The following is a 20,190-nucleotide window of genomic DNA, read 5'->3' on the forward strand; positions in this document are numbered from 1 at the left end:
TCTTTATTTGAAATACGGAGACCAAGATGGTTCACGCACATCACCTTCAGCTGATGGTAACCTATATTTAACTAGCCCATCAACGGATACTACAGCTAAGATACCCTTTCCTTGATAGGTTGTGGCATACATCACCATGCTACCGTTTGGCGCAATACTTGGTGATTCGTCTAAGTAAGTCTCTGTGAGAATTTGAACTCGGCCTGTTTTCATATCTTGTAGTGCAATATGATAATTACCGTCGTTCTTCTGAACCGTTACAAGATATCTTCCATCTGGCGTCATACTTGCTCTGGTATTTAGATCACCTTCAAAAGTGACCCTCTCTACACGCTTACTATTTACATCTAGTCGATAAATTTGCGGATTACCGCCTCGATCAGATGTGAATACTATCCCTTTACCATCAGGCTCCCAACTTGGCTCTGTATCAATAGAGTAATGGTTTGTCATCCTCTGTAGCTTCTGGGTAGCGATGTCTAAAGTGTAAATTTCAGGGTTGTTATCTTTAGATAATACTAAAGCTAATTTCTTACCATCTGGTGACCAAGCTGGCGCACCATTCAACCCTCTAAATCGTGCAATCTGCTGACGTTTGCCCGTTGCCAGCTCCTGAATGAATATATTTGGGCGTCTATTTCTAAACATTACATAAGCAATATTTTTTCCATCACTACTCCATGATGGTGATAAAATTGGTTCTTTTGACTCTACAACCACCTGAGGCCGGTGTCCATCGGCATCAGCAACTTGCAACTTAAATAAAGGAGAACTTTTATTACCCTCCGCTGTAACATATAAAACTCGGGTACTAAAAGCGCCTTTTATCCCAGTTAATAACTCATATATTTTATCGCTAATATAATGGGCGGCATCACGAAAATTCTTTTCACTAACATCAATTGAGGCATGCTTTTGAACAGGCTTTTGACTCAATACATTCAACAATTCGAAGCCTATACGGTACTGGCCATTTGACAACCTTTGAATTGAACCAATGACAACATAATCACTTTTTAAAATACGCCAATCTCTATAATATACATCAGCTTCTTTGGAAGGCATACTGAGCATATTCGACCTTGAAACTGTCTGAAATAAGCCGCTTCGAGTCAAATCCGCATCAACAATCTGGGCTATATCTTCCGGTAAAGCGTTAACACCTTCATAACCAAAAGGCACAACAGCAATAGGCAGTAATTGATCCGCTCCACTGGTGATTTCAATAACAAGTTGTGCTTTAGCGGTATTTATAAAAAATAAGCAAGTAAATAAAACGCTTAACCATTGTTTTAACATCATTTAATTTCTCAAATCTTGCGGGTTAAAAATTAAGTCTATTTGGCGAAAGTTCCGTTCAAACGTATAAGAATCAACGTCAGCTAACTCTTCTATGCGTCCAACTTTGTACACAGCATCTACGGCTCTTTGATCGAATAGGGCATCGCCACTGCCTTTTGTTACTTGTGTGTCTCTTACTTCACCGTTCGGTAAAAAGTATATTCTTAATTGGGTTTTCATCCCATTTCTAGCATTCGGTGGACGATTCCACACAGATGTAATTCGACTATTAATCAAGCTACTAATAGACTGAACCATTTGCGCTTCTTCCGCTGCTCGTAACCGTTCTTGCTCTGCCGCAGCGGCTTGTGCTGCCGCCTCTTCCGCTTGCTTTTTCTCTTCAGCTAACCTAGCGGCTTCTGCTTGTCTTTTTCGTTCTTCATCAGCCAACCTCTCAGCCTCAGCTTGACGTATAAGCTCTTGCTCTTTGCGTTTTCTTTCTTCTTCCGCCTGTTTTTCTAAACGCTGCTTTTCTCGCTCTTTTTCTTGCGCCAGACGCTTTTTCTCATTCTCTTGTTCGAGGCGTTTCTGCTCAGCAACCTGTTGCCTTTCTTTTTCTTTTCTTGCTGCAGCCTCTGCAGCTTCACGCTCTTTAACTCGCTTAGCTTGAGCAAGCTGTTTTTCTCTGGCTTCTAAAGCTTTCTGTTCAGCTTCTTTTTTACGCTTCTGCTCTGCCTCTTGCTTTCTTTTAGCTGCGGCATTTGCAGCTTGTTGCTTAGCTGCTCTTTCTTCCGCTTCGCGCTTGCCAATAATCGTATCCGAAATATCAATTACTGTTGCGTTGACAATAACAGGACGCTTAGGCTGTTGCTTTTCATCATCACTAAAATCAACCGCCACGACGCCTGCTACTAAAATAACAGCATGTAAGCCAACAGCTAATAATACCGGAAGCCCGTAGCTATCATCTTTTAGCCATTTCATTATTTTGTATCCGGCTCAGTGACCAAACCAACATTTGGTGCACCTGCCGCCTGCAAAGCGACCATCAACCCAACAACATCACCATAAGGCACATTTTTATCACCTCGAACTAACACTGCCATCGTTGGGTTTTGCGACAATACTTTTCGCACTCTATCCTGCAAAAGCTCTAAACCGATTGACTCTTGCTGACCACCAACATCCAAATAAAACTGCCCCTTTGAATCCACAGAAGCAATCATGACATCACTTTCTGTATCTTGTATAGGCGCCGCATTTGCATTTGGCAATTCAACATCAACACCTTGAGTCAACATTGGTGCAGTAATCATAAAGATCACCAATAACACCAACATGACATCAATGTAGGGTACGACATTGATTTCAGCCATAGGCTTTCTTTTATTTCTTCTTCTAGAGCGAGCCACTATACAGCTCCTCCCTCTCTAACGTGCACTTTACGATGTAATATACTTGTAAATTCATCGGCAAAGTTTTCATAGCTAGACGCCAAAGATTCTGACGTTGCAGAAAAACGGTTATATGCAATCACAGCAGGAATTGCGGCTGCCAGACCAATAGCCGTTGCAATAAGAGCCTCCGCAATACCTGGGGCCACAGTGGCCAATGTTGCTTGCTGAACCTCAGCCAAGCCGATGAAAGAGTGCATAATCCCCCAAACGGTACCAAACAAACCAACATATGGGCTTGTAGATCCAACTGTTGCTAAAAATGGAAGATGCTGATCAAGCTTCTCTTCCTCTTTATACAAAGCCACTCGCATAACACGTTGAATACCATCCATAACGGCATCTGGATCAACATTTTGATTCTGTCTTAGTCTAGTAAATTCTTTGATGCCTGATGTGAAAATGGTCTCGATGCCTTCAACTTTTCTGCCGTCCTGCGTCAACTTTCTGTAAAGCTGACTAAGGTCAATACCAGACCAAAATTGATCTTCAAATTCACCACGCACTTTTTTGGCCTTCTTAAGAACACGGATTCGCTGAAATATTACAACCCATGAAAAAATTGAAGCCGAAAGTAGAATCAACATTACAAGTTGAACAACAATACTGGCGCTGGCGATAAGTCCCCAAATTGACATTATTAACCTCTATTTAAAGTCCGAAGGTAACTGGTAATTAAAATGTTCGTATGCACGCTTTGTAACCTGACGCCCTCTTGGGGTTCTGATAATAAACCCTTGCTGAATCAAGAATGGTTCAATGACGTCTTCAATTGTATCTTTGTCTTCACCTAACGCAGCAGACACACTGTCCAAACCAACCGGTCTGCCGTCAAATTTCTCTATCATAGTCAATAACATACGTCTGTCTAGGTGATCAAAACCTTGATTATCTACACTTAACATATCTAGCGCCCTTTGAGCAACTTTTTGTCCAACTAATGTTTCACCGCTCACTTGAGCAACGTCACGCACACGACGCAAAAGTCTATTGGCTATTCGCGGTGTTCCTCGAGAGCGTCTTGCCACTTCAAAGCTACCAGAGTCGTCGAGCGTCATCCCCATTTTGCCCGCAGATCGTGTCACAATAGTGGTCAATGACTCAACATCATAAAACTCAAGTCGCTGCACAATCCCAAACCGATCTCGCAAAGGGGATGTAAGCAAACCAGCTCGTGTTGTAGCTCCGACAAGTGTAAAAGGCGGGAGTTCAATTTTTATTGATCTCGCAGCAGGTCCTTCACCTATCATAATATCCAGCTGATAATCTTCCATTGCCGGGTATAAAACTTCTTCTATTGCAGGGCTCAATCGGTGAATCTCATCAATAAATAAGATATCACCTTCGTTCAAATTGGTTAGAAGCGCAGCTAAGTCTCCTGCTCTTTCTAAAACTGGGCCAGATGTCGTCTTAACTTCAGCTCCCATTTCGTTGCCAATAATATTGGCCAATGTCGTCTTACCCAATCCAGGAGGCCCAAAAATCAATGTATGGTCGAGAGGTTCTTCCCTTTGCCTAGCGGCTTGAATAAAAATTTCCATTTGCTCACGAACAACTGGCTGCCCGATATATTCCGATAAAGCCTGAGGCCGAATAGCACGATCTATCTGTTTGTCATTCCCTTTTAGCTCTGCTGAGATGATACGATCTTGTTCAATCATATTTTATTTCCTTAACATCCCTTGCAATGCAGCCTTAATCACCTCTTCACTGCTGGCAGAATCCATTGGAATACTCGCAATGGCTTTAGCTGCTTCTTGAGGCTTATAACCAAGAGAAATAAGCGCTGCTTCTGCCTCTTGTCGAGGGTCAGCTTGTACTTGACGCAAAACAGTTGGCGCAGAAAACAAATCGTTTTTAGCTGCTTGGCCGAGTTTATCTCTAAGCTCAATAATCAAACGCTCTGCCGTTTTCTTACCAACGCCAGGAATCTTGGTTAAGGCGGTCACATCTGAATCTTGAACGTTAGCAACCAACTCTTCAGACGACATACTAGATAAGATAGCCAACGCCATTTTAGGGCCAATCCCATTCACTTTAATAAGCACTCTAAATAAAGCTCTCTCGCTTTTATCTATAAATCCATAAAGAGTTTGAGAGTCTTCTTTCACCAAAAAGTGCGTAAACAAGGTTACTTGACCACCTAATTGAGGAAGGTCATAAATCGTTGTCATAGAGGCGCTGATTTCATACCCAACGCCATTAACATCAACCAATAACTCTGGTGGTGTTTTTTCCACCAAAGTTCCCACAATCCTTCCTATCACAGAGCTTTCCTTACATCTTGTTCTGTCCAGCGTTTAGAGGCACGCCCTGCTCGCTTACCAACACCATATTCTAGGCCACCAGAGGTTCGAGTGTTTGCATGACATAATGCAATGGCCAAAGCATCAGCGGCATCGGCTTGGGGCTTTGATGATAATTGCAATAACATTTGAACCATCAACTGAACTTGTTCCTTGTTAGCGTTACCATTACCAACGACAGACTGCTTCACTCGTCGAGCCGCATATTCATGTACATCCAACTCTTGAATGGAAGCGGCAACAATTGCAGCGCCTCTAGCTTGACCAAGCTTTAATGCTGAATTTGCGTTCTTTGCTAAAAACACTTCTTCAATCGCAAATTCATTCGGTTTGTATTCATCCAATAAGGCAGAAACATTGTTAAAAATATGCTTAAGTCTAACCGATAAAGCTTCATCAGGAAGACGAATACAACCACTGTTCACATAAACTGTTTTTCCATTCACAACATCAAGGATGCCGAAACCAGTAATGCGAGAACCTGGGTCAATCGCTAATATTCTAGTGACGCTCATGTTTTTCTCTATTCTCTTTGTTACTGTATATTTCAACAGCCCTTTCGTAAGTATGCAATCTATAAATAAAAAAAAGGCCGCTAATAAGCGGCCTTTTACGATTTTTTTGCAGTCCTTTAACATAACTGACTGTTTTTAATCAGCTTAAAGGAGAAAAGAGTCTATTCTGTAACGGGTTTTCTTACTCGAATACTCAGTTCTTTTAGCTGTTTCTCGCTAACTTCACCCGGCGCTTGAGTTAACAAACAAGTCGCGCTTTGCGTTTTAGGGAAAGCAATTACATCACGAATAGATTGTGAACCAGTCATCAACATAACCAGACGATCAAGACCGAATGCTAAGCCGCCATGTGGTGGCGCACCAAACTTAAGCGCATCCAATAAGAAGCCAAATTTCTCTTCTTGCTCTTCTTTAGAAATATTTAGCAATTCGAAAACAGACTCTTGCATATCTGATTGGTGAATACGGATAGAACCACCACCAAGCTCAGTACCATTAAGAACCATGTCGTATGCTTGAGACAAAGCTGTCAATGGATTTGCTTTCAACTCTTCTGGAGAGCAAGAAGGCGCTGTAAATGGGTGGTGAATCGCTGTAATGCCGCCATCACTTGTTTCTTCAAACATTGGGAAATCAACAACCCAAAGAGGCGCCCACTCGCAAGTGTAAAGATCCATGTCTTCACCCAACTTGCAACGCAACGCACCAAGCGCTTCATTTACAACTTTTTCAGAGTCTGCACCGAAGAAAATCAAATCGCCGTCTTGAGCATCAAGACGAGTCAAAAGTGCTTCGCGCACTTCAACTGGCAAGAACTTAACGATCGGAGACTGCAAACCTTCTTCAAGGTTAGATTTATCATTTACCTTGATGTAAGCCAAGCCTTTCGCGCCATAAATGCCAACAAACTTAGTGTAGTCATCAATTTGCTTACGAGTAAGCGCGTTACCACCAGGCACTTTAAGTGCAGCAACACGACCTTTTGGATCAGTTGCTGGGCCAGAGAAGACTTTGAAATCTACGCCTGCCATCAAATCAGAAACTGTTACGATTGTTAGCGGAATACGAAGGTCTGGCTTATCGCTACCGTATGTTTCCATTGCTTCTGAATAAGGCATGCGAGGGAAAGACCCTAGATCGACATTCAATAGCTCTTTAAACAAACCGGTAATCATCTCTTCTGTCATGCCCATGATCTGCTCTTCAGACATGAAAGAAGTTTCAATATCAACCTGAGTGAATTCTGGCTGACGATCGGCACGTAAATCTTCGTCACGGAAACATTTTGCGATTTGGTAGTAACGGTCAAAACCAGACACCATCAACAACTGCTTAAACAACTGTGGAGACTGAGGAAGTGCGAAAAAACTACCTTGCTGCGTACGACTTGGCACCAAATAGTCACGCGCACCTTCAGGTGTCGCACGAGTCAAAATCGGAGTTTCAATATCCAAGAAGCCATTGTCATCTAAGTAACGACGTAATACAGAGGTCACTTTAGAGCGGAAACGCATTTTAGCTTGAACTTCAGGGCGACGAAGATCAATAAAGCGGTTTTTCAAACGAACGTCTTCACCAACGTTTTGGTGATCATCTAACTGAAATGGGGGTGTTTGTGCGGCATTCAAAATTTCTAGGCTAGTGCCTAAAACTTCAATTTCACCCGTGTTCATATTTGGGTTAACAGTTCCTTCAGGGCGCGCACGAACCAAACCTGTTAATTTAACTACGAATTCATTACGAACACTGTCTGCTAACGCAAAACTGTCTGCACGATCTGGGTCAAAAACAACCTGAGTGATACCTTCACGATCACGAACGTCTAAGAAAATAACACCACCGTGGTCACGACGACGATGAACCCAACCGCATAAGGTAATTTCTTGTGAAATATTAGAAGCATTTAACTCGCCGCAATAATGGCTGCGCATAATTTCTTTCCTATTACTGTCTCAGTAAGAGAGTGATGTGTTCTTAGGGTGTTTTCTGTTAATTCAGCCAATGTTACCGACATCAACTTATGCAATAAACAGAAGAACGGAATATTTTAAGGCAAAGCATTATATGCGAACAGAGTCCGACTCTCTAGGGGTTACGTAAAATTTGTCTACGACAAGCTTTACTCATTTACTTAATTGCGAAATTTTAGTCTATTTGCTCGATCTCATAGGCCATCTTTACGCCATATTGAGAAAGAACAACTTCCTCACCGCACTCCTTTCCTATCAAAGCTTTCCCGACAGGACTAGATAAGGTAACTACTAAAACTTTACTGCCGTTTATTTCGACGGAAAGCCCGCCCGCACATGGCGCAACATAAAAACACTTAGCCAATACCAAATCCGCATCAATAGGAATCAGTTTAACCAAGCTCCATAAATCCACATTATCCCGACTTACCGTTACCTCTTTCTTTTCAAATGCCAGCCAATCCTTCTCGCACTCAATAACTCGCTGCGATTGCCCATGGGCCAAATAAGATGCCTCCAACCCAAATGTGTCATATTTATTTTCAGCAACACTCTCTTCATTTGTTGCGGCTTCATGAGCCTGCTTTGCCGCCCATTTAGCATTTTCAAAGCGACTTAATAACGCAGATTGAATCGCCTGATGAACCTCGACTTTGTTCATACATTCTCACCTAAATACATTCGCAGACATTGTAGTGATTCAAATTAAGAATAAAAGCCTCTAAATCGGCTTACTGCAATCAGGGAAGAAATATGTCTTTTTCAACAAACGATGAAATCTAAGTTGACAGTATCAACTATAAAAACTTATATTGATAAGTATTCTCATTAAGGAGATATTCAATTATGAAAGAGGCCATTGCAGAAGCATTACATCAGCTCATTCACGGCCACCGAAACCAAATGAGGTCTCTCACCACAAGTTCTGGTATCTCGATTCCCGTCAATCATATTCGATCTTTGAAATGCATCGACAAAATACCTAACTGCAGTGCAAGAGATATTGCTCATAAACTCTCTCTTGATAAGTCACAAATCACTCGAGTTTTGAAAGATCTTGTTTTGGAAGGTTACGTCGAAAAACATCCAGACCCAAACAACCACAGAAGCCAATTATTAACGTTAACTAAACATGGAGAAGCTCTGCTCATCAAACTAACCGACTTGCACCATCAAAGTATAGAAGCAATGACCGCAGGTCTAAACGACCAACAGATAGCAGATTTCATAAAGATTTCAGAAACCATGATAAGCAATCTTCGCAAATCCATCGAAAACAATTAAGGAGACCAAAATGAGCAAGCCACAACCTAGAGAGCTTATCGTTATTAAAAAAGACCAAATCTCGCCTAATATGTTGCGCATTACATTAGGCGGGCCAAATATGAGTAACTTCCCCGAAAATCAGGAAAGTGGCTATGTAAAACTCATTTTCCCAAACGGCGATTCAAAACCTTTATTACGAACTTATACCATCCGACATCAACGGGATAACGAAATTGATATCGACTTTATGCTTCATCAAGATGGCGGCCCTGCATCGACTTGGGCACAACAGTCACAAATCAATGATGCCATAGTGATTGGAGGCCCAGGCCCAAAGAAAATGATTGCTCAACCTGCTGATTGGCACTTGCTCGTTGGAGACATGACTGCCCTTCCAGCAATTAGCGTTAACTTAGAGCAACTGCCTGCCAATGCGAAAGGCTACGCCGTGATTGAAGTTGTGAGTGCCGATGACATACTGGATTTAAAACACCCAAAAGGTGTCGAGATGAAATGGATTATCAATACTCATCCAGGTGAATACAGCGCCAGTCTATTAAATGAAGTTAAATCACTTCCGTGGCTGGATGGAAAAGTCTCCGCATGGGTAGCTTGCGAATTTAGCAGTATGAAATCTTTGCGCCATTTTCTTAAAAAAGAAAAAGCACTTAGCCATGACTCTTTATATATTTCAAGTTATTGGAAGTTAGGCAGCAACGAAGACCAGCACAAAGTGGTAAAACGCAATGATGCCGAAGAAGAAATGATATAAAACAAAAAACCGGCTTCGCTACAGGGTTCCACTATAAAAGTGAATCCCTGTCGCTAAGCCGGTTTTTACAACGCTTTTATTTTAAAACATTATAGTCGAACGCTCTCAATTACCAAATCAACTACGTCATCCAATGACGTTTCTGCAATCTCAGAATCAGCGATGGATGAATCCGCCACAAGGAAAGCAACACCTGTTTGACGAACTAATTGAGCTTCCGCTTCAGTCGCATCCGCTTTCACTAATGCCACAATACCTTGACGTAAGAGTAATCGCTCTAATGCATCAGATTTAGCCAATACATCAGCAGACAAGGCAATAACCGCTGGTTTCTGACCAAGGCGCGCTGCACGATCTTCCGCACTGACAATAGTATCCGCATCTAGCTCAGCAACAGCCTCTTCAACCATCCCGGCACCAACGGTGACGTTGGTCAGGCGGTCGATAATAACCAACGCACCAGTCAAACGACTGTTTTGGTATTCATCAAACGCAACAGGCGCATCAAATTGAATCACGCAATCGCCAATACCGTTAAGCTCAAGAGAATCAATATCACTTTTCTCCAAGGTATTTACATCTACGCGGTGGTTAAAGTGATGCACTTTACCCGGAACGGTTTGCGTGCCTAGCTTAAAGTCATAAAGCTTACCAGGAACCAAAGCCTGATCCGCCATCCACACAACGGATGCTCTTAAAGTAGAAGCGATTAGAGGCTCATTTTCTGGGTGTGACAACATATCGCCACGACTGATGTCGATTTCATCTTCCAATGTAATCGTCACGGCTTGACCAGCTTTAGCCGATGCTAAGTTACCGTCGTAAGTTACAATCTCAGCAACTTTGGACTTTTTACCAGAAGGCAAAGCGACAATCTCATCACCTGGCTTAACAACACCTGCAGCAATAGTTCCAGAAAAACCACGGAAATCTAGGTTTGGACGATTCACATATTGAACAGGCAGACGGAAAGAGTCTTTCTTAACATTACGGTTAATCTGAACGGTTTCCAAAATCGCCATCAAAGGCAAACCTTTGTACCAAGGCGTGCTTTCAGAGGCATTTACTACGTTATCGCCACGTAATGCAGACATTGGCACAAACTGAATATCTTCAGGCTTGCGATCTCCAAGCTGGTCTACAAACGCAAGGTAGTCTGACTGAATTTCATTGTATTTAGCTTCAGAGAAATCCACCAAATCCATTTTGTTAACCGCCACAACAACATGCTTAATACCAAGTAAAGCGGCAATATAAGAGTGGCGACGCGTTTGTGTTTGTACACCGTAACGAGCATCAATCAGGATAATAGCAAGGTCACAAGTAGACGCACCGGTTGCCATGTTACGTGTGTATTGCTCGTGTCCAGGTGTATCAGCAATAATGAATTTACGTTTTTCGGTAGAGAAGTAACGGTAAGCTACATCGATCGTGATGCCCTGCTCACGCTCAGCTTGAAGACCATCAACCAATAAGGCTAAATCAACTTCTTCACCTTGAGTTCCTGACTTTTTACTGTCACGTTTAACTGCATCCAAATGATCTTCATAAATCAATTTAGAGTCATGTAGCAAACGACCAATTAACGTACTTTTACCGTCGTCTACGTTGCCACAAGTAAGAAGGCGCAGTAGATCTTTTTCTTCATGTTGTTTCAAATAGCCAAGTATGTCTTGGCTGATCAATTCTGACTGGTGAGACATTCTTTACTCCAAACTTAGAAATAGCCCTGTTTCTTCTTCTCTTCCATTGATCCCGAAGAATCATGGTCAATCATACGCCCTTGGCGTTCTGAACTGGTTGTCAGTAGCATTTCCTGAATGATCTCAGGCAAAGTTGCTGCTTCTGATTCAACCGCTCCAGTTAACGGATAACAGCCAAGTGTACGGAAACGAACAGACTTCATTTCAGGCGTTTCACCATTGAGAGGCATACGCTCATCATCAACCATGATAAGAGTGCCATCACGCTCAACAACAGGACGTTCAGCAGAGAAGTAAAGAGGAACAATTGGAATACTCTCTAGATAAATGTATTGCCAGATATCCAATTCCGTCCAGTTAGACAGTGGGAAAACACGAATACTTTCGCCTTTATTTACTTTGCCGTTGTAAATATTCCACAACTCTGGACGCTGGTTTTTAGGGTCCCAACGATGTTGCTTATCACGGAAAGAATAAACACGCTCTTTCGCACGAGATTTTTCTTCATCACGACGAGCGCCACCAAATGCGGCGTCAAAACCGTATTTATCCAAAGCTTGCTTTAAACCTTGAGTTTTCATCACATCGGTATGCTTAGAGCTGCCGTGTGTGAAAGGGCCAATGCCTTGAGCGATACCTTCTTGGTTCTGGTGAACAATAAGCTCTAATCCAAGCTTCGCGACCAACTCATCACGAAACTTAATCATTTCTTTAAATTTCCAGCCAGTATCAACATGCATTAAAGGAAACGGTGGTTTACCTGGATAAAATGCTTTCATAGCAAGATGCAGCATTACCGCTGAATCTTTACCGATAGAATAAAGCATTACTGGATTATCAAATTCTGCAGCCACTTCACGAATAATATGGATACTTTCCGCTTCCAGTTGCTTTAAGTGAGTTAACCTTTCCTCAGTCATAATTCCTCATCTCTGTTGTAAGGATTGTGTATCTGTAAACTATAACATGCCTTTAAGTTATAAAAAGACTCATATTTAGACTTTAGTTGAATATGCATATTAAAAATATGATTAACCAGCCGACAGAACAAAAAATCACCCCCAAAGCCACTAATCTTGGACAGAGTTTCTTATTTCAGACACAAAAAAGGCCGAATAATCGGCCTTTAGTCTTTCATTTAGATGGCTCTCACTTATTCAGCATTCAATTGCTGCTCAAGCATGAGTTGATTAATTTGCTTACGCAGACGAATGATTTCACTGTTTACCTGCGTTCTAAATGCATCGCTAGAGTCAATCGCATCCTGATGGCTGGCTAAAGTTTGCTTCACTGTCACCAAGTCTGCATCACTAATATTCGATGCTTTATCGTCAAATGCGGCCACTTCATTTTGAAGAGCTGCTAACTCTTGCTGAATTTTGCTTAGCGCGGCTGTTTGACTAACCACAGCACTATCCAAAGCCTCAACCTGCTTTTCTTGAGCAATTATTTTGCTATCCACTTCATTTAGGGTTGCACCTTGCTGCTCTTGTAGTGCTGTTACATTTTTCACTGCACCGTCTAACGAAGCCACATTAGGAACAAGCTTGTTGTAACCTGCTTCGATGTCATTAAAAGTATCTGACTGAATAGCAATACGTTTAGACTGAACAGATAAAGTCTCCTTCAATGAAGCGACTTGTTTCTCCAGTTCCTCTATCGTTTTATTATTGTTGGCAATCGCCGTGCGATTTCTATCGTAAGCAACAGCCCACAATTTACGAATTTCGCTATCATGCTCTTTTAGGGTTTCTTCTAATGTCTGACCTTGTTTGTTAGCCGAAACATCCGCTGCAAGCAATTGGTGGTCAAGATTCTGTATTTCCGTCTTGGCACCATAAACTTCATTGCGCAATTGCATATTTTGTTGCCACAGCCAAAAACCACCACCTGCGGCAGCTAATAAGACAATCAAAATCAACAAGTAAACGCCTAGTAAATTTGCCTTTTTATGCACAACATTAGGCGCGTGCTTTGGTTGCGCTTGGGTAGGAATAGACCGAGTTTTAGGCGTCGCCATAGTCGGTCTTCTTTCGCTGACTTCATCTTGATCCAGAGTCAGGCTTGGGATCTCAACATCATCATCTCTTCGCATGGAAATCTTATATAGTCGTTATTAACAAAAATTATGGAAAATCGTCCGAGAACAATTCTAAAGAATATTATCTTAACTTGTTCGGTGCTACTATATAAGCACCATTAACTGCTTGATAACAAGCATTTTTCGTTAATATAAAGCAAGGAGAATTGAAATGTCTTTTGAATTACCAGCCCTTCCTTATGCTAAAGATGCTCTTGAGCCTCACATGTCTGTGGAAACTCTTGAATACCATCACGGTAAGCATCACAATACTTATGTTGTGAAATTGAACGGCTTAGTTCCTGGTTCTGAATACGAAAACAAATCGCTTGAAGAGATCATTACATCTGCTCCTGCTGGTCCTGTTTTCAATAACGCAGCACAAATCTGGAACCACACTTTTTTCTGGAACAGCTTAAGCCCTAATGGCGGCGGCGAGCCAACTGGCGCTCTTGCAGATGCCATTAACGCTAAATGGGGTTCTTTCGCTAAGTTCCAAGAAGCGTTCAATGACAAAGCAGTCAACAACTTTGGCGCTAGCTGGACTTGGTTGGTTAAAAATGCTGACGGCTCTCTAGATATCATCAACACTAGCAATGCAGAAACACCGCTAACAAGCGACCAAACTGCAATCCTAACTGTTGATCTATGGGAACACGCTTACTACATTGATTACCGCAATGTACGTCCTGATTACCTTAAAGGTTTCTGGGCACTAGCTAACTGGGAATTTGCGGCAGCAAACTTCTCAGCTTAAGGCCTTTCAAACGTTTTATTAAAACGTTCATAAGACCAGTCAAAAAAAACGCGGCTTTTAAGCCGCGTTTTTTTATTCAAATTTAAAGCCTAAGCACCTAAGCGCGGCCGGCAAATTTACGCTCTTCAACATTAACCTTAATTAGATCGCCCGTAGAAATATGCTCCGGCACCTGAACGGTTGCACCAGTCGACAATTTCGCGGGTTTAGTACGAGAGGTTGCAGAAGCACCTTTGATAGACGGATCTGTTTCAACCACTTCTAACTCAACGTTAGTTGGCAATTCAATTGCTACAGGCACATCGTTTACCAAGACTACTTGAATACCTGCAGTACTTTCGTTGAAGAACAATACTTCCTCTTCAATCGACGCTGTATTCAAGTTATAAGGCGTGTAATCTTCATTATCCATGAAGACGTACTCATCACCATCAGAATAAGAGTACATCACAGGTCTACGGATAAGATCAGCCAAATTGATCATGTCTGAATCTTTAAAGGTTTCATCCAACTTTCGACCTGATACCACATCGTACATGCGCATGCGGTAAAGACTTCCACCTGCACGACCTTGTGGAACTGAGCGCTCAATAGCTCTTACAATGTATGTTTTACCATCGTAATCAATCGCCATATTTCTTTTAATTTCACTCGCCTTAGGCATCTTCTCTCATCCTAAAAATAACGTTTTATAAAATGTAAAAATGAGTCTTCACTCATCTATTAACGCCCCGAAGGGCTTTAATGCTATTTGTGCTTTTTTAGCAGCATTAATCATCTGCTTTCATGTGAGCACTGTTGATCACTTGATGAATAGGATAAAGCACATCCGCTCCTAAAATCTTAGCACGCTCAGGTGACCAACCAACTATTTCGTCTGGTAGATTCTGGTTGTCTTTAAACGGCATTTCCAAAGTAAAAGACAGGCAATTATAAGTTTCACCAACCCACTTCGTTGCCACCGTAAGATTGGCCTCACCAAATTGATCTGGCGTATAACCAATTTCTGTTTGAAAGTCTGGGCTGACAGCAGTAAAGGCGTCTTTAAACAAAGTCTCCATTGCAGCCATCCGATCATCAAAAGATGGAACACCTTGGCAACCGTCTACAAAGTTTACAGGTAAGGCTTCATCACCATGAATGTCTAAAAACATGTCGACACCTGTTTCAGCCATTTTTTTCTGAACAGCCAATACTTCAGGGCTAAATTCTGGCGTTGGATTTTTCCACTCGCGATTCAAGTTCACACCTTTCGAATTCACTCGTAAATTACCTAATACCGCGCCATCTGGGTTCATATTTGGCACAACATAAAAACGACATTGTTTTAGCAAAGAACGCGCAATGGGGTGAGACTCATCAAACAATCGCTCTAACAAGCCTTCAATAAACCATTCTGCCATGGTTTCACCCGGATGCTGACGGGCAATGATCCAAATGTTTTTTGCTAAGCCTTGGGTTTTGCTGACTTCCAACAAAGTAATATCACGCCCTTCTGCAGTTTCACCTAAATGATCGGTAATACAATCTTCATGGCTTGCCGCCCAAGAAATCATGTCTAAGTGACGCTCATAGCTGTAAGGCGCAAAATAAGCATAATAAACGCTGTCTTGCTCAGGCTGATGAGAAATCACCAATTTGCCATCAACATATTCTGTAGGAACACGGAACCAGTATTCACGATCATAAGAAGCAACCGCTTCATAATTTACCCAGCCATCAGGGTAAGCGGCATCACTGGCATTTTCGAAATGGATCACGCATTGTTCGCCCATTCCGCCTTGTAAACGAAAATAAAACCATTGGAGGAATTTAGAGTTTGTATCATTAGGGATCTTTACTCTAATATTGTCCGGCTCCGACGCATTTATAACGGAGATGTTACCGCCATCAAACGCACTACTGATCTTGATTCGGCTGGTCATTTATTCTTCCTTAACAATCAAACATTGGTTCTAAATTATGGCAAGTTTACCTATATTCATGACGGCTGTCGCCAACTCTTCCGACGAGCCCGCTTTCCCATTACTTTTTACTTGGTCTACTCATGGTGCTCAGGTTAAAGAAGTGCTCGTTATTCCAGATGACGAATGGCTAGAAAACCACACTATCGAACCTAACACCCATGATCTGGACGAGCAGCAACTCCATGAATTTGGTTTTGAAGCCAGCGATATCTTAGCTGAGTGGATTAATGAATTTGATACAGATGTTGTTTACGGACTAGAGCCTGAAGAGCTTAACCACCTTATCGAAGCCACTTACGATATAAAAGGTTTAGAGCCGAGCTTTGAGGTTCAAAGCATTCACTCTTGGTTTGAAGAGCGTGACGTAAACCTAAACGATGCTTTTTTAGAACAAGGTCAAACAACGCCACTGCACTTACTACCACCTGATGAGCTAGTCATACAGCTATTACAAATTGCTGTGGAGCATGGGCTCATCGACCAAAACGATATTCCGCCAATAGATTAAAGTGCGGCAACGGTGTGTGTAATCAAACTGCGCACACCGTTCACCAGCATTTGCACAGACATCATCAATAACAACATTCCCATTAACCTTTCTAGTGCAGCCAAGCCTTTTTCTTTTAATAAGCGGTTCAGCAAAGGTGCCATGGCTAGAATCACAACCGAAATCCCCCACGCCGCCAAAACAGAAATCAGCAATGAATTCTGTTCTTCAGGGAAACTTTTTACCATAACCAATAGCGTAGCTAAGGTTGACGGCCCAGCTAACATAGGAATAGAAATAGGCACTATGAATGGCTCTACAACGTTGGTTTTCTCTTGGCTTAACGCAGAAGGGAAAATCATTTTCAACGCGATGACAAACAAGACAACGCCACCAGCAATAGAAATAGACTCTGTTTCAAGGTGCAAGACTTTCAAAAACTCAGCGCCAAAAAATAAGAAAGCCACCAAGATTAAAAGACCAATCAAACCGTCACGTATCACAATTTGATATTGTCGCTTTTGTGCAACCCCTTTCATAACGGACAGTAGAATGGGGATATTTCCAAATGGATCAATTACAAAAAGAAATAATAGGGTTGCAGAAAGGATTGAAAATTCATTCGTCATTAGTATAGCCAGTTAAACTTATTAAAAATAAAACAGTTAGAACAGACAAACAAAAGCCTGCTCTAATCAGATTGCTTTTATACCACCGTGCCTCTTGGTGGACGCTCTTTATTGATGGTAAATATCATGCCATCTAATAGTTCTCCAAGATCAGGGCGAGCTGATGGACCATTAGATATAGCCACGATTTGAACCGTCCCGTCTGGACGCAAACAAAATACCGCAGGCTCTGCAAACAAACCATCTGCCTCATTTGGGCTCAGTGGTTCACTAATATACAAGCCTAATTTACGCATCTCATCTTCTGACAATTCGCAAGCGACAGGAAAGGTCCAACCAAACTCAGCAATATCCGCTTGTGCTTTCTCACGAGAATCCGCCGATACTGTCATAATGCTAAAGCCAGCATCATGCCAAGCTGTTTGCATTTGTTCCAAGGTGTTCAGATATTTTTTACATCGGGCACAATGCTTACCACGATACACAATAACTAATTGCCATTTTCCAGACGCGTTTCCAATTTCAACTTTCTCACCACTGTCTACAGACAATGCAGAAAAGGAAGGAAAAGTAACGCCAGCACTCACTTTTGAACCACTCATAAGACATACCTTTTTTATAATAATTTATTGACATGTACAGTCTTGCAAATTTACTGCAGAAAACAACCTAGACAATAGGCTTATTCACTCTTTGCTTACTTGTTGAAAAACCACCATTGTAAGGTTTAAAGAGCGACTTCCTTGTCGCTCTTTATCAATATCTAAACATTGCTGCTTCGAAGTCTAGGGAAGGTGCGAACAAGTCCACTGGCTTCAGCGTGTGGATAAACCTTTATTATTCGAGGCAAGCTTCGCAGTCCAATATTGAACATATTGGCAAGAAGCTTAACAAAGAATAAAAAGTGTTTAGCCCACGCCCTTCGGGTCTTTCAGAGAAACGGCCTTTCTGCGTTAAGAGTAATTGAAAGGTATTAACATTCCTGCTCACTCTTGCCTTGATAGACCGTTTCTCTGATAAGACTGAAGTTCAGAAGACTTAATCGCACCTTCCCTAGCCGTTTTGCATTTCTTCAAGTTCAAGCCAACGCTCCATTGTGGATTCAAGCTCCTGCTCTTTGTTAGCCATTTCCGCCAAAGTATTCTGAACTTTCTCTTTGTCTCCAGAGTAAAAGTCAGCCGAGCTTGTGATCTCATTTAATGAGGCAATTTCAGCTTCTAGCTTGGCAATGGTTTCCGGCATCAAGTCAAATTCACGCTGCATTTTGTAGCTGAGCTTCGCCTTTGGTTTAGTGGCAGTTTTTGCTTCAACAACAGGTTCTTTTTTTTCAGCCACTTTAGCTTTGCTTTTCGGCTCATCTGTTTGCGATGTCGATTCCGTTGGGAATTTACCGCCTTGGCGAATCCAGTCTTGATAACCACCAACATATTCTTTCACATGACCATCACCCTCAAAGGCAATGACACTGGTGACAACGTTATCAAGGAAAGAGCGGTCGTGACTTACCAACAACAAGGTGCCGTCATAGTTCATTAACAGTTCTTCCAATAACTCCAATGTTTCCACATCTAAGTCGTTGGTTGGCTCATCCATTACCAATAAGTTTGCTGGTTTAGTAAAAAGCTTTGCTAATAAAACACGGTTACGCTCACCACCCGAAAGCGCTTTAATTGGTGTTCGAGCACGCTCAGGTGGGAATAAGAAATCACCAAGATAGCCAATAACGTGTTTGTTCTGGCCATTAATCTCAATAACATCTTTGCCTTCACCCACGTTTTCAGCAACCGTTTGTTCAGGATCTAGCTGTTCACGCAACTGGTCGAAGTAAGCGACGTTTAATTTCGTTCCTTGACGCACTTCCCCTGTTGTTGGCTGAAGGTTGCCTAATAAGATTTTTAGGAAGGTACTTTTACCGCAACCATTTGGACCGATCAATCCGATACGGTCACCACGATTCACCATAAAGTCCATCGGGCGTAAAATAACTTTATCCTCAAAGGAATGGCTAACTTGAGTAAACTCTGCCACCAACTTACCGGACTTCTCTTTCGTCTCAATTGCCATTTTGGCATTACCTTGACGATTGATTCTTTGTGACCTTTCTTCACGCAAGGCTTTTAAAGCTCGTACTCGGCCTTCGTTACGGGTACGTCGCGCTTTAATCCCCTGACGAATCCACACTTCTTCTTCAGCAAGACGCTTATCAAATAAAGCATTTGCGCGCTCTTCTTCTTCTAGTAGCTTTTCTTTAAAGACAAGAAACTCATGAATGCTGCCGCTAAAAGAAAGTAAATTACCACGGTCTAATTCGACGATACGGTTTGCCAATTTTTCGAGAAAACGACGGTCATGGGTAATAAAAAGAATCAAACCACGGAATTGCTGAAGCTGCTGCTCCATCCACTCAATCGTTGGAACGTCCAAATGGTTTGTTGGCTCGTCAAGTAGCAAAACATCTGGATTCGAAATCAATGCTTGCGCCAAAATAACACGACGACGCCAGCCGCCGGATAATTCCGACATTAATTTATCAGCCGGCAAAGCCAATCGTTGAATCATGTGATTCACTCTTTGCTCTAAATCCCAGCCTTGAACTTTATCCAATTCAGTTTGAATTTCACCTAGCTCATCTGAGTGGTCATTTTCCATGTCTTCTAAAAGCTTGAAATAACGAGCCATTAGCTCGTGAGCTTGACCTGCACCCTCACTCACCACTTCTCGAACGGTTTTTTCATTCGCTTCAGGCAGCTCTTGAGGTAGTTGAGCGACCTTCATACCGCCTTCAATTCGAACCACACCTTCGTCTGGAATTTGCTCCCCAGATACAATTTTCAAAAAGGTGGATTTACCAGCGCCATTACGACCGATAATAGCAACACGCTCTCCAGCTTCCGCTGAAAAACTGATTTTTGACAACAGCGGATTATGCCCAAAAGCAACACTGATCTGTTCTAACGACAATAGACTCATATCTATCCATATAATGTAAAAATTTTGTGGCGA

At 42.0% G+C, this 20,190-nt stretch carries 21 protein-coding genes; 4 read left to right on the top strand and 17 right to left on the bottom strand.

Annotated features, from left to right (window positions below; translation table 11 throughout):
* Window positions 1-3 precede the first annotated feature (3 nt).
* From tolB to ACMUMQ_RS12805, 9 genes are all read right to left on the bottom strand, one after another.
* Window positions 4-1,302, bottom strand: a complete 1,299-nt coding sequence (gene tolB / locus ACMUMQ_RS12765) for a Tol-Pal system beta propeller repeat protein TolB (RefSeq protein ID WP_414682371.1) — start codon at window positions 1,300-1,302, stop codon at window positions 4-6.
* Window positions 1,303-2,265: a cell envelope integrity protein TolA gene (gene tolA / locus ACMUMQ_RS12770; RefSeq protein ID WP_414682372.1), complete on the bottom strand. Its 963-nt coding sequence runs from the start codon at window positions 2,263-2,265 to the stop codon at window positions 1,303-1,305.
* Entirely contained in the window at window positions 2,265-2,693 is a 429-nt protein-coding gene (gene tolR / locus ACMUMQ_RS12775; protein WP_414682373.1) for a protein TolR, read from the bottom strand. The genes tolA and tolR overlap by 1 nt, the downstream gene beginning before the upstream one ends.
* Complete coding sequence (gene tolQ, locus ACMUMQ_RS12780) at window positions 2,693-3,373, bottom strand: protein TolQ (protein ID WP_414682374.1); 681 nt, start codon at window positions 3,371-3,373, stop codon at window positions 2,693-2,695. Before tolQ ends, tolR begins: the two co-directional genes overlap by 1 nt.
* A 9-nt stretch (window positions 3,374-3,382) precedes the next feature.
* Window positions 3,383-4,396 (bottom strand): Holliday junction branch migration DNA helicase RuvB, encoded by a 1,014-nt coding sequence (gene ruvB / locus ACMUMQ_RS12785; protein ID WP_414682375.1) that lies wholly within the window; start codon window positions 4,394-4,396, stop codon window positions 3,383-3,385.
* Between the two features lie 3 nt (window positions 4,397-4,399).
* A complete protein-coding gene (gene ruvA / locus ACMUMQ_RS12790) occupies window positions 4,400-5,002 on the bottom strand; it encodes a Holliday junction branch migration protein RuvA (RefSeq protein ID WP_414682376.1) in 603 nt (200 codons plus the stop codon).
* The gene (ruvC, locus tag ACMUMQ_RS12795; RefSeq protein WP_414682377.1) at window positions 4,999-5,556 is read right to left on the bottom strand and encodes a crossover junction endodeoxyribonuclease RuvC; all 558 of its coding nucleotides are present in this window, start codon (window positions 5,554-5,556) and stop codon (window positions 4,999-5,001) included. Before ruvC ends, ruvA begins: the two co-directional genes overlap by 4 nt.
* 161 nt (window positions 5,557-5,717) lie before the next feature.
* Window positions 5,718-7,487: an aspartate--tRNA ligase gene (aspS, locus tag ACMUMQ_RS12800; protein WP_414682378.1), complete on the bottom strand. Its 1,770-nt coding sequence runs from the start codon at window positions 7,485-7,487 to the stop codon at window positions 5,718-5,720.
* Between the two features lie 214 nt (window positions 7,488-7,701).
* Window positions 7,702-8,187, bottom strand: coding sequence for a transcription elongation factor GreAB (locus ACMUMQ_RS12805; RefSeq protein ID WP_414682379.1), 486 nt, complete (start codon window positions 8,185-8,187; stop codon window positions 7,702-7,704).
* A gap of 185 nt (window positions 8,188-8,372) precedes the next feature.
* Here ACMUMQ_RS12805 and ACMUMQ_RS12810 point away from each other — a divergent pair, with 185 nt between their 5' ends.
* Both ACMUMQ_RS12810 and ACMUMQ_RS12815 read left to right on the top strand, forming a co-directional pair.
* Window positions 8,373-8,810: a MarR family winged helix-turn-helix transcriptional regulator gene (locus ACMUMQ_RS12810; RefSeq protein ID WP_414682380.1), complete on the top strand. Its 438-nt coding sequence runs from the start codon at window positions 8,373-8,375 to the stop codon at window positions 8,808-8,810.
* Between the two features lie 10 nt (window positions 8,811-8,820).
* Window positions 8,821-9,564, top strand: a complete 744-nt coding sequence (locus tag ACMUMQ_RS12815) for a siderophore-interacting protein (RefSeq protein WP_414682381.1) — start codon at window positions 8,821-8,823, stop codon at window positions 9,562-9,564.
* An 89-nt stretch (window positions 9,565-9,653) separates the two neighbouring features.
* On the opposite strand, the gene cysN is transcribed toward ACMUMQ_RS12815, so the two are convergent.
* From cysN to ACMUMQ_RS12830, 3 genes are all read right to left on the bottom strand, one after another.
* Window positions 9,654-11,267: a sulfate adenylyltransferase subunit CysN gene (cysN, locus tag ACMUMQ_RS12820; protein ID WP_414682382.1), complete on the bottom strand. Its 1,614-nt coding sequence runs from the start codon at window positions 11,265-11,267 to the stop codon at window positions 9,654-9,656.
* Between the two features lie 14 nt (window positions 11,268-11,281).
* Entirely contained in the window at window positions 11,282-12,187 is a 906-nt protein-coding gene (gene cysD / locus ACMUMQ_RS12825; RefSeq protein WP_347983226.1) for a sulfate adenylyltransferase subunit CysD, read from the bottom strand.
* Between the two features lie 233 nt (window positions 12,188-12,420).
* The gene (locus tag ACMUMQ_RS12830; protein ID WP_414682383.1) at window positions 12,421-13,362 is read right to left on the bottom strand and encodes a coiled-coil domain-containing protein; all 942 of its coding nucleotides are present in this window, start codon (window positions 13,360-13,362) and stop codon (window positions 12,421-12,423) included.
* Window positions 13,363-13,519: 157 nt separating this feature from the next.
* Between ACMUMQ_RS12830 and ACMUMQ_RS12835 the strand changes: the two genes are divergently transcribed.
* Window positions 13,520-14,104, top strand: coding sequence for a superoxide dismutase (locus ACMUMQ_RS12835; RefSeq protein ID WP_414682384.1), 585 nt, complete (start codon window positions 13,520-13,522; stop codon window positions 14,102-14,104).
* Between the two features lie 97 nt (window positions 14,105-14,201).
* Here the strand turns inward: ACMUMQ_RS12835 and efpL are convergent, their stop codons facing one another.
* Together efpL and ACMUMQ_RS12845 are read right to left on the bottom strand one after the other, a co-directional pair.
* Window positions 14,202-14,768, bottom strand: coding sequence for an elongation factor P-like protein EfpL (gene efpL / locus ACMUMQ_RS12840; protein ID WP_414682385.1), 567 nt, complete (start codon window positions 14,766-14,768; stop codon window positions 14,202-14,204).
* A gap of 106 nt (window positions 14,769-14,874) precedes the next feature.
* The gene (locus ACMUMQ_RS12845; RefSeq protein ID WP_414682386.1) at window positions 14,875-16,029 is read right to left on the bottom strand and encodes a M14 family metallopeptidase; all 1,155 of its coding nucleotides are present in this window, start codon (window positions 16,027-16,029) and stop codon (window positions 14,875-14,877) included.
* A gap of 37 nt (window positions 16,030-16,066) precedes the next feature.
* On the opposite strand from ACMUMQ_RS12845, the gene ACMUMQ_RS12850 reads away from it, so the two are divergent.
* The gene (locus ACMUMQ_RS12850) at window positions 16,067-16,579 is read left to right on the top strand and encodes a hypothetical protein (protein WP_414682387.1); all 513 of its coding nucleotides are present in this window, start codon (window positions 16,067-16,069) and stop codon (window positions 16,577-16,579) included.
* Here ACMUMQ_RS12850 and ACMUMQ_RS12855 read toward each other — a convergent pair.
* The 3 genes from ACMUMQ_RS12855 to ACMUMQ_RS12865 form a co-directional block, all read right to left on the bottom strand.
* Entirely contained in the window at window positions 16,576-17,187 is a 612-nt protein-coding gene (locus ACMUMQ_RS12855) for a MarC family protein (protein ID WP_414682388.1), read from the bottom strand. The two genes, ACMUMQ_RS12850 and ACMUMQ_RS12855, sit on opposite strands and share 4 nt — an antisense overlap.
* A gap of 77 nt (window positions 17,188-17,264) precedes the next feature.
* Window positions 17,265-17,789 carry a peroxiredoxin family protein gene (locus tag ACMUMQ_RS12860; RefSeq protein WP_414682389.1) on the bottom strand — a complete coding sequence of 175 codons (525 nt, stop codon included), beginning with the start codon at window positions 17,787-17,789 and terminating at the stop codon, window positions 17,265-17,267.
* Between the two features lie 451 nt (window positions 17,790-18,240).
* Window positions 18,241-20,157: an ATP-binding cassette domain-containing protein gene (locus ACMUMQ_RS12865; RefSeq protein ID WP_414682390.1), complete on the bottom strand. Its 1,917-nt coding sequence runs from the start codon at window positions 20,155-20,157 to the stop codon at window positions 18,241-18,243.
* Between the last annotated feature and the right edge of the window lie 33 nt (window positions 20,158-20,190).

The organism is Marinomonas algae (assembly GCF_047525555.1).
In the GTDB taxonomy this organism is placed as follows: Bacteria; Pseudomonadota; Gammaproteobacteria; order Pseudomonadales; family Marinomonadaceae; genus Marinomonas.